The sequence below is a fragment of the Niallia sp. FSL R7-0271 genome, from assembly GCF_038005785.1.
Classification (GTDB): domain Bacteria; phylum Bacillota; class Bacilli; order Bacillales; family Cytobacillaceae; genus Niallia.
Genome location: NZ_JBBOTZ010000002.1, coordinates 235,852 through 251,413 on the forward strand (window position 1 = coordinate 235,852; position 15,562 = coordinate 251,413).

Annotated in this window: 15 protein-coding genes and 1 other annotated feature; of the genes, 10 read left to right on the forward strand and 5 right to left on the reverse strand. The window is 36.9% G+C overall.

The window, feature by feature from the left end; translation table 11 throughout:
- Positions 1–1,198: 1,198 nt before the first annotated feature.
- The gene (locus MKX82_RS21155; RefSeq protein ID WP_233316977.1) at positions 1,199–2,614 is read right to left on the reverse strand and encodes a hypothetical protein; all 1,416 of its coding nucleotides are present in this window, start codon (positions 2,612–2,614) and stop codon (positions 1,199–1,201) included.
- 316 nt (positions 2,615–2,930) lie between these two features.
- Here MKX82_RS21155 and MKX82_RS21160 point away from each other — a divergent pair, with 316 nt between their 5' ends.
- The gene (locus MKX82_RS21160; RefSeq protein WP_233316978.1) at positions 2,931–3,695 is read left to right on the forward strand and encodes a MerR family transcriptional regulator; all 765 of its coding nucleotides are present in this window, start codon (positions 2,931–2,933) and stop codon (positions 3,693–3,695) included.
- 50 nt (positions 3,696–3,745) lie between these two features.
- On the opposite strand, the gene MKX82_RS21165 is transcribed toward MKX82_RS21160, so the two are convergent.
- A complete protein-coding gene (locus MKX82_RS21165; RefSeq protein ID WP_233316979.1) occupies positions 3,746–4,066 on the reverse strand; it encodes a HesB/IscA family protein in 321 nt (106 codons plus the stop codon).
- A gap of 202 nt (positions 4,067–4,268) precedes the next feature.
- Between MKX82_RS21165 and MKX82_RS21170 the strand changes: the two genes are divergently transcribed.
- Positions 4,269–5,234 carry an NAD(P)H-dependent flavin oxidoreductase gene (locus MKX82_RS21170; protein WP_233316980.1) on the forward strand — a complete coding sequence of 322 codons (966 nt, stop codon included), beginning with the start codon at positions 4,269–4,271 and terminating at the stop codon, positions 5,232–5,234.
- Positions 5,235–5,291: 57 nt separating this feature from the next.
- On the opposite strand, the gene MKX82_RS21175 is transcribed toward MKX82_RS21170, so the two are convergent.
- The gene (locus tag MKX82_RS21175) at positions 5,292–6,062 is read right to left on the reverse strand and encodes an SDR family NAD(P)-dependent oxidoreductase (RefSeq protein WP_233316981.1); all 771 of its coding nucleotides are present in this window, start codon (positions 6,060–6,062) and stop codon (positions 5,292–5,294) included.
- Positions 6,063–6,276: 214 nt separating this feature from the next.
- Between MKX82_RS21175 and MKX82_RS21180 the strand changes: the two genes are divergently transcribed.
- The 4 genes from MKX82_RS21180 (at position 6,277) to MKX82_RS21195 (ending at position 9,885) form a co-directional block, all read left to right on the forward strand.
- Positions 6,277–6,762 carry a MarR family transcriptional regulator gene (locus MKX82_RS21180; RefSeq protein WP_267913446.1) on the forward strand — a complete coding sequence of 162 codons (486 nt, stop codon included), beginning with the start codon at positions 6,277–6,279 and terminating at the stop codon, positions 6,760–6,762.
- Between the two features lie 4 nt (positions 6,763–6,766).
- Positions 6,767–6,979: a binding site (T-box leader), on the forward strand.
- Positions 6,980–7,022: 43 nt separating this feature from the next.
- Positions 7,023–8,273 carry a tyrosine--tRNA ligase gene (gene tyrS, locus MKX82_RS21185; RefSeq protein WP_341081583.1) on the forward strand — a complete coding sequence of 417 codons (1,251 nt, stop codon included), beginning with the start codon at positions 7,023–7,025 and terminating at the stop codon, positions 8,271–8,273.
- Between the two features lie 105 nt (positions 8,274–8,378).
- A complete protein-coding gene (locus MKX82_RS21190) occupies positions 8,379–8,780 on the forward strand; it encodes a hypothetical protein (protein ID WP_341079907.1) in 402 nt (133 codons plus the stop codon).
- A 157-nt stretch (positions 8,781–8,937) separates the two neighbouring features.
- Entirely contained in the window at positions 8,938–9,885 is a 948-nt protein-coding gene (locus MKX82_RS21195) for a cation diffusion facilitator family transporter (protein WP_233316983.1), read from the forward strand.
- 50 nt (positions 9,886–9,935) lie between these two features.
- Here MKX82_RS21195 and MKX82_RS21200 read toward each other — a convergent pair whose 3' ends face one another.
- Together MKX82_RS21200 and MKX82_RS21205 are read right to left on the reverse strand one after the other, a co-directional pair.
- The gene (locus MKX82_RS21200) at positions 9,936–11,357 is read right to left on the reverse strand and encodes an NAD-dependent malic enzyme (protein ID WP_233316984.1); all 1,422 of its coding nucleotides are present in this window, start codon (positions 11,355–11,357) and stop codon (positions 9,936–9,938) included.
- Between the two features lie 439 nt (positions 11,358–11,796).
- Entirely contained in the window at positions 11,797–12,288 is a 492-nt protein-coding gene (locus MKX82_RS21205) for a hypothetical protein (protein ID WP_233316985.1), read from the reverse strand.
- Between the two features lie 363 nt (positions 12,289–12,651).
- Between MKX82_RS21205 and MKX82_RS21210 the strand changes: the two genes are divergently transcribed.
- The 4 genes from MKX82_RS21210 (at position 12,652) to MKX82_RS21225 (ending at position 15,545) form a co-directional block, all read left to right on the forward strand.
- The gene (locus MKX82_RS21210) at positions 12,652–12,846 is read left to right on the forward strand and encodes a hypothetical protein (protein ID WP_341079910.1); all 195 of its coding nucleotides are present in this window, start codon (positions 12,652–12,654) and stop codon (positions 12,844–12,846) included.
- Between the two features lie 72 nt (positions 12,847–12,918).
- Complete coding sequence (locus tag MKX82_RS21215; RefSeq protein WP_341079911.1) at positions 12,919–14,337, forward strand: right-handed parallel beta-helix repeat-containing protein; 1,419 nt, start codon at positions 12,919–12,921, stop codon at positions 14,335–14,337.
- A gap of 179 nt (positions 14,338–14,516) precedes the next feature.
- Positions 14,517–14,969 (forward strand): helix-turn-helix domain-containing protein, encoded by a 453-nt coding sequence (locus tag MKX82_RS21220; protein ID WP_233316988.1) that lies wholly within the window; start codon positions 14,517–14,519, stop codon positions 14,967–14,969.
- 204 nt (positions 14,970–15,173) lie between these two features.
- Complete coding sequence (locus MKX82_RS21225) at positions 15,174–15,545, forward strand: MerR family transcriptional regulator (RefSeq protein ID WP_237943384.1); 372 nt, start codon at positions 15,174–15,176, stop codon at positions 15,543–15,545.
- Positions 15,546–15,562: the final 17 nt, after the last annotated feature.

The following is a 15,562-nucleotide window of genomic DNA, read 5'->3' on the forward strand; positions in this document are numbered from 1 at the left end:
ATAAATCATTAAAAGACCGAAAATAGCCTAAGGCCTTTCGATTTTTGGTTTGCGCTGTTAGCCATAAAAAAAGTCTATAAACTAATATCTATATTTATCTATGTTTTATTATATACACCGAAAAAAAGGGGTGTAAATGGCACGAAAAAATGGTGAAAAAACGTGTAGAAGGCTATATTACAACAAATATTGAAGCACGAAGAAATGGTGAAAATTTATTGAGAAACGTATAATAGCAAGGTTTAGGGGAGGTTTTTTCTGTGTAAAAAAATTTTTGCACGAAAAAATGGTGAAAAGATTGCGCATTCTCTCCAATAAAGAGCAATAAAGTAAATTAGCACGAGAAATTTGTGAAAAAAAGTTGTAGACTACTATAGCGTTTGTCGAAATTTGTCGAAAAAAATCTTAAGAAGTCCACTATTATGCACGAAAAATAGGTGAAAATTTTATCCATTAAACAAGACTTAGAAAAAAGCACGATGAAATGATGAAAAAAACTTAAAAGCACGAAGAATTAGTGAAAAAAAGATGAGATTGATATAGAAAAAGAAGAACCAATAAGTACTTTCGTATTTAAACATTCCAGTAAAGAAAAAAGCACGATAAAACGGTGAAAAAAAACTCTGCTTTTTCCTATTTCTATGTAAAAACAACGAAAAGCACGAAGATTTGGTGCAAAAATATCGATTTATATAAAAAGCACGACAAAATGGTGAAAAAAAATTAAGGTTTCATTATATTACTTCAGTTAGCATTTATGAATTGCCAATAAAAAGGGTGTTTAAAGGGTGCAGTATTAAGCAAACTAAAGTAGAAACCGAGCTTATTGCCATCCTTAACGTGAGAATGTATATAAAAAGCACGAAGAAATGGTGAAAAAAATATAAGTTATATAAAAAGCACGATAAAATGGTGAAAAAAATTAATGGATTTAATTAATAGAAGCTTTTTGAAAAAAAAGCACGACAAAATGGTGAAAAAAAATTGCTGTTTTGTTTGAGAAAGCTCGTTGCCCAAAAAAGCACGAAGAAATGGTGAAAAAAATTAGGGATATTAGCTTTAAGAAAAAAAGCACGATAAAATGGTGAAAAAAATTGGGGCTATTTTGTATCTGCTCCAAATTAAAAATGCTTTTTCATGATAAATGGTACTATTATAAAGCAAAAACACCCCAATTATTCACTAATTGGGGTGTTCATTATGTTTCAAGGAATAAAACTTTCTGATGTTTAGCGTCAATTAAATCCTCTGCTTCATGTTCGGTGATAGGCAGGAATTCAATGTGAAATACATCGTTAACACGGCGAAAGCTTCTTATCGTCACTTGGTTGTCCACAAGCTCATGCAGAGAGTTTTCAACTTTAGCTAAAGCGTCTTTTTTTCTCGTCGGTAATCTAAGCCGTCTAGTAAAAAACGCGAGGGGATAAGCAACTGATTTTTTCCCGTCGATCGAGTCATCAGAAAGGGAGCTCTTTGCAAATCGCTCTTTCTGTAATATGAAGACAATATTCTCTGAGATTTCCAGCTGGAAATTTTGGATTTTATCACTATAGATTTTCGTCACTTGATTATCTATATAGCGCTGATGCATAAATTCATTTATCTTTATCTCTGCTTTCGTTTCCGCTTCATCTAAATAAGTAATATGATCAAAGAGGTCAAAGATGTATTTTTTTCCATCATCTGCTTTAATATCGAAGCTTAGATGCTTTAGCTTTTCCAGTCTTTCTCTAATACGTTTATATTCTTTGACACCCCTAGAGGAGTACATATTTTTTACAATGTCTCCGATATCGACATATATTTTTTGTTTTTCCACAAATTCATAGTCTCGTTTGGAAAGAATAAAATTGAATATTTCATAATCCATCGGAGTTAATGCAATTGAATTTTTTTCTTCTGTTAAAGTTTTGCCGAGCAGTGTTCGGATGGACAGATTGCCATCTTCATATATTTCGGCTGTTACACTATTTTCGACTGCTGGATCTTCATGAAAGTCCATAAATTTTGTTCTGCTTGTTTTTCCTGGTAAAGGAAGCTCACTGAACAAGTCGTTAACCTCTTTGACAATTCGGTTAAAGTCACCGCCGAACTCTTCAATAACAAGGCTTGTTACAGTAATAATAGAATCAATTTTTAACGTGTTTTTTATTTGGTTTTTCGTTTTGTCTTTAATATATTTGTAATCTGATAAGAGCTTTGTATCATCATTGACCCATTTATCAACTTCACTTAAGCGGTCTGCAATCAAGTCTTTTATATCGGTGACATGATAGTTATTCACTAAGTCAATAAATCCTTTTTCAATACCTTCATGGATGAATTTAACTTCAGCCATCAATTCCTTAGGGTTCTTGCTTTTTTTATTAATGCTTTTAATAAGAGCAGAATACCAGTTTTTCTTCGTCCTTTTGAACTTATCTCGATAATAATGAGAACGTAGTTCTTTTAAGTTCCTTTGTCTGCCGGTTTCAGGCTCAATCAGTTCCTCGAAGAAGATGACTGCCAAAAATTCTCTAACATCATCGCCGATTTTGCTGTTATATAAATCCAAAAAGGATGTTCCCAACCGTTCAAGTGTTGCGTCTACTAGATAGTTTTTTGGTAAGGCCAATAATACCAACTCCTTTGTTGCTCCCATATCTATATTATAAACTGCTTTGTTTGCTCACCTCAATTTAATTTAAAGAGAAAGTCCGATTCTCATATGTGATGATTATGTAAAAAAGAAGAGCAAATAATTGTATGGAGGCAGCTGCCCTGCAAAAAAAGCAGGCCAGACATAGTCTAGCCCACTTTATTATACACACTAACTCCTGTCTCACTCAAGAGTAGATATTTTAAGACAATATTTAATTTATTTTTTCTCTTGAACCTCCAGTAACGTTAGGAATTATAATAAAAATATACTTTTTATGGGAGGTATGTAAATGACAGGGAAAGAACAATTTACGATTGGGGAATTTTCAGCTAAAACTGGCATATCAGTGCGCACCTTGCATTATTATGATGAAATAGGCTTATTAAAGCCAGAAAAGCATGCGATATCTGGTCATCGTATTTACAAAATACAGGATATTATAACCCTACAAAAAATAATAAGCTTAAAATTTTTAGGGTACAGTCTTGAGAAAGCAGCAAGTTTATTAGATGAATCCAGCTTTACGGTGAGCTTGAATGAAACTTTGCAGTTACATCTTCAAGCATTGGAAGAAGAAAAAGAAAAACTTGAATTGTCTATTAAAGCAATAAAAAGGATTGCTGCTCTGCTTAAACAAGAGGATGAGGTTGACAGCAGCTTATTATTTACTCTAATTCAAGCAATCCAAATAGAGAACCGCCAAAAAAAATGGATGGAAAAGAACCAGTTAGCTGAAATAGGCGAAAGCCTGTTTCAAAAATCAGAGAAAGAAACAGCAGACTTAGATAAAAGCTTTATCCAAATGGCAAAAGATTTAAAGGAACTTTATGGAAGACCTGTAGATGATCCTCAAGTGCAACAAATGGTTGCCGCTTATTTACAATCATCTTTTGCTTTTATTGGGGAGGATGTCATAGAAAAGCTAGCTGAAGTTGACCTTGAAAGCATCAATATTGATGAGTTGGAGGAGATGGCGCCTTCCCCTTTTACCGAAGCAGAAGAGAAGTGGCTGCACGAAGCGATAATATATAGTATGGCAGGTGGTAACAGTTAAAGAGGAATTCTCCTTAGCGAAAAACAGTGGGGTTTTAATTCCACTGTTTTTTAGGCTTGCACTTTATTCTTTACATCTAATCTAAAAGTATAAATTTGGCTGGCACCTACTAAGCGAAAACCTTGACCTTCTACATAATCAACCTTTAAATCCTCATTGATATGACTTATCGTCATCTTATCTAAATAAAGAACAACGCCATTATCCTCAAATTTTGTATCTTCGTCTTTCTCATGATCAATCGCAAGATCATAATTGTATGTGTAGCTGCAACCTCCGCTAAAAATGCTTGTTAATTTAAATGCTGCACCTTCTGGCTGGTCATACGCGCGCAATTTTGCTGCAGCATTATCTGTAATGGTAACCTTCATAGAAATCGCTCCTTCATAGAGAAACAAGTAATTGTATACAGTGTTAATTATAGTATGAAAGGATTGCTTAATAAAATATTCTGCCTTTAGCTGCTCTTTTTAATCTTCCCCATACAAAGATACTAAAACATGGAGATATAGGTGACCGGTAAAACTATGATATGCTTAACTCAATGTAATTTATGATGGAAAGGAATACAATATGAAAACAACAGTCACTGATTTATTAAATATTAAATATCCGATTATTCAAGGCGGTTTGGCATACTTAGGAAATGCAGAGCTTGCTGCAGCAGTATCAAATGCTGGCGGTCTTGGTCAAATAACGGCCATGACTTTATTTACGCCAGAGAGATTGCAGGAGGAAATTCAAAAGGTACGAAGCATGACGGATAAACCCTTTGGAGTCAATTTTGCAATTGGATCCTATAATGGAGCATATATGGAGCTTCTTGAGACAGCAATTAAGGAAAAAGTAGAGATTATTTCTATCACCGGAGGCAATCCACAGCCTATTTTAGACCGCATTAAAGGGGAAAATATTCAGTCGCTAGTACTAGTATCGACTGTCAGACAAGCAAAGAAAGCAGAGCAGCTTGGTGCCTCTGCTGTCATAGCAGTTGGTCAGGAAGGTGGAGGGCATATAGGCAAGGATGATATTGGCACAATGGTTCTCATACCGCGGGTTGCTGAATCTGTGTCTATTCCTGTCATCGCAAGCGGAGGAATAGGAGACGGCCGAGGATTCTTAGCTGCTTTAGCATTGGGAGCACAAGGAATTGAGATGGGTACGCGTTTTATTGCGACTGCAGAATGTGTTGATGCAGTGAAATCTTATAAGGATGCCCTTGTGGCAGGAACGGAAATGGATACCGTTGTTATAAAACGAACCTTTGGGACTCCTGGAAGGGTGCTGAAATCTGACTATACACAGAATATCATAGAAAGGGAAAAGCAAGGGGCTGCTTATGAAGAGTTAAAGGATACTATCAGCGGGAAAGCTAATTTGAAGTTTATATATGAGAGCGATCCAGTAAATGGATTTGCCTGGGCTGGCCAAGTAATCGGCTTGATTCATCATGTGCCGACAGTCAAGGAATTGATTCATACAATGGTGGAAGACGCAACAGCAGGAACAGAACGTTTGCAAAGTTTATTTAAGCAGTAAAGGAATCGTAGCAAAAAGATAAGGAGATGCCGGTGTGGCATCCCTTCTTTACTTTAATTAAGCTGAAGTAGCACCTTGTCCACCATCTATTCGGTAATAAGTACCGGAAATAAAGGATGCTTCTTCAGAAGCCAGGAATGCCATTAAGTTAGCAATTTCTTCTGCTGTTGCATAGCGGTTCATTGGAACAGAAGCTTCAAATTGCTCTTTAGCATTCCCCTCATTGCCAGGCATTGCATTAGTTTCAATAGAGCGCATCATTTGGGTATCAACTCCAGAAGGAGCTACTGCATTTACGCGCACATTATATGGAGCACCCTCAAGCGCTGCTGTTTTTGTTAAGCCAATTACCCCGTGTTTAGACGCAACGTACAGACCCATACCTGGAGCTCCAAGAAGCCCGCCGTTTGAAGCTGTATTTACGATAGCTCCGCTTTTTTGTTCATTCATCACTTTTAGCACATATTTAAGGCCATAAAACACACCTTTTAAATTAACATTAATAACAGCATCGAAGTTCTCTGCTGTTTGATCCACCAAGTTAGCAAACTTGCCATTGATACCAGCATTATTAATGAAAACATCAATTCGTCCGAAATGATCTTTCGTCGCTTCAACAAAGTTTTTCACATCTTCTTCAATCGCAACATTACCTTCTAAAAGCAGGATATCTTCGCTACTAATCTCTGCAGCTACATTTGCAAGGCTTTCTTTTTTTAGGTCAACTAATGCAAGTTTTGCTCCTTCAGCGGCAAACTTCTTAGCTGCAGCAATACCGATTCCGCCAGCAGCCCCTGTTATTAAAACTACTTTTTCAGAAAAATTCATCCCAATTCCCTCCTGTATTAAAAAAAGGTTATTTTTAATAACCTATATTTCATTATAAAGCTTTTCGGGTTACTAATCATTAATTTTGCCTGAAACATAAAAATATATTGCATTCAATTTATATATTTGATAATATCGTTTCAAAGCTAATGATTTTGAAAATTTATAAGAGAAGAGGTGGTTCGGTATATACTCATTTGATGATAAAGGGGAATTGCTTCCTGAAGAAGTGGACACCATCAATCGAATCACTAAAATTCCGATTGAGTCTTTAAATCTTGATGCAATTGCTGTTGTTACTAATATTTACCGAGTTGCACAAGGATTAAAAAATAAGATGGAGCAGCAAGTTCTGTCTGAATATGGTCTGTCTTGGACAGCGTTTTCCATGCTTTATGATTTATGGGTATGGGAGTCCATTGAGACAAAGAAACTAGCTGAATCAAACGGCGTTTCGAAAGCCACAATCAGCAATATTACAAAAACATTGGAAAAAAAAGAGTATTGTTATAGGAAAAATGACATCAGAGATAGAAGAATTACTTATGTGGCAATCACAGACAAGGGAAAGCAAGTAATGGAGGAGCTTTATCCACGCTTTCATGTTGGTGAAGTAGACATTGTTGCACATATGTCAGTAGAAGAGCAAAAAAACATGTCAAGTTTACTTCGTAACGTAATCCGTAAAAATAATTTTTAATATGGAAAAAGCAATGAAAGGAAACCTAGTAGTAGTTATCTCCCTGTTTAAAGAGAGTCGGTGGCTGGTGCGAATCGACACATAGATAACACGAATTACATTCCTGGAGCTGTCTTTGTGAAAGCAAAGAACGGGCGATCCGTTAATCGTTTAAGTGGAAGGACGAAGAAGTTCTTCAATAAGGGTGGTACCGCGTGCAAGAAACCACGTCCCTTTTTTGGGATGTGGTTTTTTTATATTTTCATTTAGGAGGAATCATGATGAAAAAGTTGATAGAGCAACTGACAGAAGGACAACGAAATGAAGTGAAGCGGCAAATGGCAATATACAGCCAAGGGGTGCAAGAGATAATCCCAACAGAAGAGCTGGAAAGTAAGATAGCAAGGTCAATCATGGAAAATAGACCGCTGAAAATAAAATTAGGATTGGACCCATCTGCTCCTGATGTACATTTAGGACATACAGTCGTCCTTAATAAAATGAGACAATTTCAGGAAAATGGTCATACCATCCAGCTAATTATTGGTGACTTTACTGGTAAGATCGGTGATCCTACAGGGAAGTCGATTGCTAGAAAACAACTGACTGATGAAGAGGTCAAGCATAATGCCAAAACATACTTTGAGCAATTTGCTAAGGTTATTGATATGGATAAGGTTGAATTGCATTACAACTCAGCATGGCTTTCTAAGCTGAACTTTGAAGATGTAATACAATTAGCAGGAAAAATTACGGTGGCAAGATTGCTGGAAAGAGATGATTTTGAAGAAAGAATGGCATTTAATAAACCTATCTCCTTGCATGAGTTCTTCTACCCGTTAATGCAAGGCTATGATTCTGTTATGTTGGAATGTGATATTGAGCTGGGCGGAACAGATCAGCATTTCAATATTTTAATGGGAAGGCATTTTCAAGAGAAGTTTGGGAAGGAAAAGCAAGTGGCGTTACTGATGCCATTATTAGAGGGGCTCGATGGTGTTGAAAAGATGTCCAAATCAAAGAAAAACTACATTGGCATTGACGAAAGCCCGACGGAAATGTACGGTAAAGCGATGTCCATCCCAGATGGATTAATGAGTAAATACTTTGAATTGATAACAGATTTCAAACCCAAAGAAATGAAAGAAATAAAAGGTCAGTTAGAGTCAGGCAGCCTTCACCCGAGAGATGCGAAAATGCTCCTAGCTAAAACAATTGTCAGGATGTACCATGGTGCTAACACAGCTGAAAAAGCAGAGCAGCACTTCATATCCGTCTTCCAGCAGGGCGCTATGCCGGAAGATATCCCAACTATTACATGGGATGGAGAATCTAAAGTTCCACTGATTGACCTGCTCGTGAAACTTCAATTATTAAGCTCTAAAAGCGAAGCACGAAGAATGATTGAAAATAGAGGAGTCAAGCTGAACAATATTAAGGCAGAAGATACAAAACTTGAAGTAACCGTCAGCGCTGGTTTAATCGTTCAAGTCGGCAAACGCAAATTTGTGAAAATAATTACTGGTGAGTAACAGAAAAAGGTGCGATTTCAAATCGCGCCTTTTAATATTTTTCCATATGTAACAATTAATGGTTTCTGTAAGTCTAATGTAATAGAAAGAAATGGAGGGCTTATTATGAGAAAGATATGGTTTTTGTTATTAGTATTCGTAATTGTCTCACTAACAGGGTGTCAAAAAGAAACGGATGGATTAGCTATTCAATGGGATAATAGTGACTTAACCATTACAATTTCAGAGCTTGCTGATAGCAAAAACTTACTTCTTATCAAGGACCAAGATTCCTTGCAAGACTTTCAAGCTATCTTTTCTCACGCCATTAAAAAGGACGGCATTGTTAATTTAACATCAGCAGAATACCGCATTAATATAAAAGCAAATGATCAAACTGCAAATGTTTATGTTTGGGTTGGTGAAAAAGGGCAACAAAGCACATTAATGAAGGAAGGAGACTCCCATACGATTTATATTGTCTCAGAAAAATGGACAAACTTATTGTCCCAGCTAATAATGTTTTAAATGAGACTAAAGGGGGAAAACATAGAAAATACCTTTGACTTACGGTATATATAAATGTATTCTATATATGAATATATGTTCATATAAACAATATTAAAATAAAATGCTTATGTAAAAACAATTTAGCGGCATAATGTAGCTTAAGGGGGAATGAAAAATGGGACATAACCATAGTCATGGACACGCTCACAATTCGAATAAAAAAGTGTTGTTAATATCTTTTATCATTATTACGAGTTACATGATTATTGAAGCAGTCGGCGGCTTTCTTACAAACAGTCTTGCCTTGTTATCAGATGCTGGACATATGTTAAGTGATTCAGTTTCATTAGTAATTGCGCTTCTTGCTTTTCAATTAGGAGAGAAAACAGCAAGCTACAGCAACACATATGGGTTTAGGCGGTTTGAAATAATTGCGGCCATGATAAATGGTGCTACCTTGATGCTTATTTCCCTTTATATTATATACGAGGCTATCATTCGTTTTGCTAATCCACCGGAAGTTGCAACAACTGGAATGCTCCTTATCAGCATTATTGGATTGCTGGTCAATCTGGTCGTAGCTTGGATCATGTTTCGCGGCGGAGATACCGAACATAACTTAAATATGAGAGGAGCTTTCCTGCATGTGATAAGTGACATGCTGGGCAGTGTCGGGGCGATAATAGCAGCCATTTTAATGATGGTGTTTGGATGGGGCTGGGCTGATCCCCTTGCAAGTGTCATCGTAGCAGTCTTGATTCTAAGAAGCGGTTACTTTGTGTTGAAGGATGCCCTTCATGTATTAATGGAGGGGACACCAAAGTCGGTAAATGTTGAGGAACTTATTAAAGATATAGAAAAAACAGAAGGTATTCAAGGCATTCATGACTTGCATATATGGTCGATTACCAGTGAAATGCATGCGTTGTCCTGTCATGCTGTTGTAGACAGTCAGCTTACGGTAGCGGAAAGTGAAGCGATTTTACGCAATATTGAACATGAACTGGAACATAAGGGGATTTCTCATGTGACAATCCAATTAGAAACTGCGTCTCACCGTCATGATAATGCTATCCTTTGTCAGGCTAAAAATAAGCCGCTTCATGTTCATCACCATCATTGAGTTATGCTAAAAAGCAGTAAAACTCACCATTTGGTGAGTTTTACTTGTAACTATTTACTAATCTTAGGGATTTTTCTTGCAACGCCTGTATCGACAGCAGCCTTAACGACAGCGTCACGTATTTTATCGACAACAGTATTATTAAAAACAGAAGGAATAATGTAAGATTCATTTAATTCTTCATCTGAAACCGTTGAAGCAATTGCTTCAGCAGCTGCTAATTTCATCGCTTCATTTATTTCACTTGCCCGGCAATCCAATGCTCCGCGGAAAATACCAGGGAAGCATAATACATTATTAATTTGGTTTGGATAATCCGAGCGGCCTGTCGCCATCACTCTTACATAAGGAGCTGCTATATCAGGATCAATTTCAGGGATTGGGTTGGCCATTGCGAAAACGATGGCATCATTGGCCATTTTTTGGACATCTTCGGCTTTTAAAGCCCTAGGTGCAGAAACTCCGATAAAAACATCTGCACCTCCGATAACATCTGACAGGCTGCCTTGAAGGTTGTCAGGATTAGTCATTTCCGCATATGCTTGCCAATGGGAGTTTGTATAGCCTTCACCGCGGTAAATCGCACCATTGCGATCAACACCAATGATATTTTGCACACCTGCAGCTAGAAGAATTTTTGTACAAGCTATTCCTGCTGCACCGATGCCATTGATGACAACTTTAATATCCTTTACATTTTTTTGCACAATTTTCAAGGCATTAAGTAAACCTGCATAGATAGCTACAGCTGTGCCATGCTGATCATCGTGGAAGACAGGAATATTAAGCTCTTTCTTTAAGCGTTGCTCTATTTCAAAGCAGCGAGGAGAAGCGATGTCTTCAAGATTTATCCCTCCAAATGTTGGGGAAAGAGCTTTGACAATCTGGATAATTTCTTCTGTGTCTTTCGTATCCAAGCAAATCGGAAATGCATCGACATTTGCCAGCTGCTTGAATAACATTGCTTTACCTTCCATTACCGGCATTGCCGCTTCTGGTCCTATATCACCGAGACCAAGGACGGCTGTACCGTCTGTCACGATAGCGACCGTATTGCTTTTCATGGTGAGAGAATAAACCTTGCTGGGGTCAGCATGTATTGCTTCACTGACGGCAGCTACACCAGGTGTATAAACCCTTGACAAATCATCACGGTTTTTAATCCGCACTTTCGTTTTCATTTCAATTTTGCCACCTAAATGCAAAAGGAAGGTGCTGTCAGAGACGTTGACAATATGAACTCCAGCCAATTCGGAAATCTTACTGACTACCTTTTGCCCGTGATCATTATTATGTACTCGCACTGTAATATCGCGAACTGTATTTGTTTTACTGGAAGAGATGACGTCAAGACCGATAATATCTCCATCAGCATCTCCGATTACATTAACAATTTCTCCCAAAGAAATGATGCTAGTCTCTAACTGTATCCGAATAATAATGTTCATGCTTGCCCCGCTCGGTATAGACATTTCATCCACTCCCATTAACAATTATTAAGTATCTACATCATAAATAAATGGTAATAAACATGGTTGTTATGATCAAAATGTTGGATACTGTATATCCAAACCTTAGATGAGGCAGGAAACCTCAGTAAAAGGCCTTAAGTTATATAATCATCTCCCTTCCTATTCATTGTCCATTCTATGAAACAAGGCCTTCTTAGGAAGTGTTATAAAATGTCAGTGGGAAGGCAAAGAAGGGACGAGATTAACTGCTTTTCTTTTCATTAAAATAATAATGTAAGCGCTTATAAAAAGCAATTGATATCCTAAAAAAGGAAGTATTTAAATGCTGCATTTAGGTATATGCTGCTTTTTGGCGCAATATCCTGATTCCTTTTCCTTAAAAGTAAAAACCAGCCTGTTCAACTTAACTAAACAGGCTGGTTGCTATGAAATCAATAGATTAGCACCAAACAATGATTTTATAAGGAGTTGTTAAGGCTGGAATGCTTTTAGTGGAAGCTCCATAAAGGACAATGAGGTTTCGGTTCATAAGCGTCCCTGTAAAAGGCTGATCATTTTTTAAGCGTAGTTGGGTGCTTGAAGCAATATTTAATTTCAAGGTTCCATCACTGCTGACTAATTGGCTGTTAAAATAGTCTGCTTTCACATTTTGATATGGTAATTCCTTTGCTATAGCAATGGCCTCATAACGGGGGGGATAAATAAGGGGGACAGGAGCATTACCATCATAAAATCCAGTTACCCGATCACCAGGCTGCACGATTAAATGGTCAATAAAATAAGTGGATGGGGCGATGACGAAGTGAACGATGGACCCTGTATGATCTTCAACGGTAAAAATTTTATGACAACCGTTCCCCTCATTATTTTGGCTGGTTGGAAAATCAGATATATTGGTGACAATGCCTTGAAAAAAATAAAATTTAACCATTTTTATTCCCTCCAATTAATAAAAAAAAAAGACTTTCTGTTGCTTGTTAACAAAGCATAGAGTTCATTTTTTTTACAAACCGTAATAATTACTATTTACAACTAAGCATAATTAAAATATGATAGAGAACATAAAACGAAATGGTTCTTATTTATTTAAAAAGCAAGAGTAAGTGATTATTAACGTGAAATGGATGGTGTTAAATAAAAATATTTTTATGCTCATGGCGGTCATTTTAGTACTGCTTTTAGCAGCATTTTCAAATACATAACAGCATTCGTTTTAGGAATAATTCTTCTAGCAAGTACGGACCAGTTGGACTGGGCTGTTAGAGTTTTTACGGGAGCTACTGAAGTTGGTTATGTGAAAAATTCGATGATAGGCGCCGTTCTGCTCTTTTTCCTGATTCTGTTACCTGCAGCACATGCTTGGGGAAAACACGGATTGTGGCTTGCCTTTATCCTTTTTAGTTTATCAAGATCCGTTCTTCTGCTGTTATATTTGCCGAAATTAACAAAATGGTTTACCAGTATCTTGAGCGAGGATGGACCTATATGACTTCCCTTGCCAAGCAGCTGCATTTCCCTCAATATAAGAGGGAAAGTATATATAAAAGAAAAGGGCGTTATCATGAAAAAGTTATTAGTAATACTTGCAATTATCGGCATTGCTGTATGTCTTTTTGTTTACCTTCAAAGAGATGATGCAGAAGAACAAGAGATCAAGATAGCAGCAACTAAACAGTCATTTTTTATAGCAGAAGATGGGGATGACGCGAATGACGGTAGCATAGAAGAACCCTTTCAAACATTGGAAAAGGCAAGTGAAGCAGCAATTCCCGGCACAACTGTATATATCCGCGGAGGGACTTATTACGAGTCTTTACAGGTGAACCACAGCGGAACAAAAACAGAGCCGATTGTTTTTCAGGCCTATGACGGCGAAGAAGTTATTATAAGCGGAGAAAAAATGGATGATGCAGAGGAGGACACAGCCCTCGCTTCCATTAATGATAAAAGCTATATTACAATAAAAGGCCTGACGTTTACTAATCTCTCCACAGAGCTGGCAGATGAAACGGTTATAGGTATATACGTTACTGGCAACAGCAGTCATATTTCGATTGAGAATAACACTGTCCGAAATATTGAGACATTCCATGATGAGGGCAATGGCCATGGAATTGCTGTTTATGCAACAGAGGCAATGAAGGACATAACAATAAAAGATAATCTCGTGGAAAATTTGAAGCTTGGTGCAAGTGAAGCACTAGTTCTTAATGGAAATATTGATGGATTTCAAATATCTCATAACACTGTAAGAGATAATGACAACATCGGTATTGATATGATTGGTTATGAAGGCACTAGCGAGGAAAATGATTACGTTAGAAACGGAGCTGTTGAAAGCAATATTGTTTATAATAATAGTTCCTACGGCAACCCTGCATATGGGGAAGATTACAGTGCTGGCGGAATTTATATTGATGGCGGCCGTAACATTACTGTTGATCATAACATTGTGCATCATAATGACCTTGGAATCGAAGCAACCTCTGAGCATCATAAAAAATATGCCGTCCATATTGATATTACAAGTAATACTGTATATGAAAATAATTATACAGGCATCTCTATCGGCGGTTATGATACAGAAAGAGGAGGTACAAAAAACTCTACGATAGCCAAAAATATTTTGTATAAAAATGATACAAAAGGTTTGGATGGCGGTCAGCTGATGCTGCAGCATGATACGAGCAGTAATAAAATCGAGAAGAATGTTTTCTCTTCAAGTGAAAATGGACTATTTATCATTAATTATTTTACCGCGAACAGCAGCAATATCCTTTCAAGCAATGTATATCATCTAGAAGAGGATAAGGAGACAATCTGGGTTTGGAAGGATGAGGAATATACTAGCCTCGCTTCCTTCGAAACAGCAGCAGATAGTGACAGTAATTCAAGCATACTTGATCTTGGTTTTGCGGATCCAGAAAATGGTGATTTTACATTAACGTCTGACTCGCCAGTTAAGAATATAATAGAATAGATGATGTTAAGGTTAATGTGTAGAACTACTATGCATTAACCTTTTTTCGCTGTATAGGAGAATTTTCACCATAAATAACAAGGAGCAACCATTAGTTGCGCCTTGGTGCGCATAGAAGTATCTTTACTTTATGACTTATCGCATTAATATAAAAAATGTAAAGGCAGGCGAACAATAAGATGATTTTTAGTGAGCGACTAAAAAAGGAAAGGGAGAAAAAGGGATGGTCTCAACATGATTTAGCAGAAAGAATTCATGTAAGTCGTCAGTCTGTTTCAAAGTGGGAAACAGGCAAGAATTATCCCAGTATTGAAATGATCATTCATCTTAGTGATTTATTTGGCGTTACAATTGATGAATTGTTAAGGAGCGATAAAGAATTGAAGGATAAAGTTATTAAAGACAGCAAGCAGCTTGCCCACCCGAAATGGAAGGTTTTTTTTGAAAGTATATTTTCTATTGGTGTCCTGTTGCTGGTTGCAAAATTAATTATCTTACTGTTAAATCATTTCGGTGGGACAGCTATAAGTTTAGAAGGAATACCAACAGGAATCGTATCGTTTTTACCATTAGTTTTGATGCTTGTCGGCGGAATTGGGGCAGATCAGCTGAAGAATAAATATGTAGAGTAAGCAATACAAAATACAGCTAAAGCCTGCAGGCTTAATTTAATTAATCTTAAAGCATATGCCAGAAAAGTTTAGTATAGAAGCTGTTTGGGAAAACTTAAACCATAACGTTATACTGTACAGTTTCTGGTTGGTATGATATATTATATATAAATAATGAACGGAAAGGGTGAGTAATTTGGGAAGGCGTTGCTGCGTATCGGAAAAGTGGCTGAATTAAGTGGATTGTCAACACGGACAATAGATTATTATTCTCAAATTGGTTTACTGGAGGTACAACGGTCTTCTTCTAATTACCGCTTATATCCAGAGAACGTCCTTGAAACATTGGAAAGAATTAAGCTATTGAAGCAGCAAAGGATGTCGATGGAGGAAATAAAGGAAGCCTTGAAGTCAGATGTTTCTGGAGACATCGAACCGATTATTTGCGATGTTCAAGATGAAATAAACTGCTTGCAAAGGAAACTTTCCCTTTTGGAAGAAAAACTAAAAAATGTGCCTCCAGAAGAAAGAATGAAGGTTTATAAAAGAATTGAACCAAAAATGACAGCAATTATGACGCTGTTAACATTGTTATAACTATTCATACGGAGGTG

What these genes read in the sequence shown, in the direction of transcription:
- MKX82_RS21205 (WP_233316985.1), bottom strand. Translation starts at nt 12,288, where the DNA reads ATGGTTAAATTTTATTTTTTTCAAGGCATTGTCACCAATATATCTGAT.
- MKX82_RS21160 (WP_233316978.1), top strand. Translation starts at nt 2,931, where the DNA reads ATGACAGGGAAAGAACAATTTACGATTGGGGAATTTTCAGCTAAAACT.
- MKX82_RS21170 (WP_233316980.1), top strand. Translation starts at nt 4,269, where the DNA reads ATGAAAACAACAGTCACTGATTTATTAAATATTAAATATCCGATTATT.
- MKX82_RS21190 (WP_341079907.1), top strand. Translation starts at nt 8,379, where the DNA reads ATGAGAAAGATATGGTTTTTGTTATTAGTATTCGTAATTGTCTCACTA.
- MKX82_RS21175 (WP_233316981.1), bottom strand. Translation starts at nt 6,062, where the DNA reads ATGAATTTTTCTGAAAAAGTAGTTTTAATAACAGGGGCTGCTGGCGGA.
- MKX82_RS21200 (WP_233316984.1), bottom strand. Translation starts at nt 11,357, where the DNA reads ATGTCTATACCGAGCGGGGCAAGCATGAACATTATTATTCGGATACAG.
- MKX82_RS21165 (WP_233316979.1), bottom strand. Translation starts at nt 4,066, where the DNA reads ATGAAGGTTACCATTACAGATAATGCTGCAGCAAAATTGCGCGCGTAT.
- MKX82_RS21220 (WP_233316988.1), top strand. Translation starts at nt 14,517, where the DNA reads ATGATTTTTAGTGAGCGACTAAAAAAGGAAAGGGAGAAAAAGGGATGG.
- tyrS (WP_341081583.1), top strand. Translation starts at nt 7,023, where the DNA reads ATGAAAAAGTTGATAGAGCAACTGACAGAAGGACAACGAAATGAAGTG.
- MKX82_RS21195 (WP_233316983.1), top strand. Translation starts at nt 8,938, where the DNA reads ATGGGACATAACCATAGTCATGGACACGCTCACAATTCGAATAAAAAA.
- MKX82_RS21215 (WP_341079911.1), top strand. Translation starts at nt 12,919, where the DNA reads ATGAAAAAGTTATTAGTAATACTTGCAATTATCGGCATTGCTGTATGT.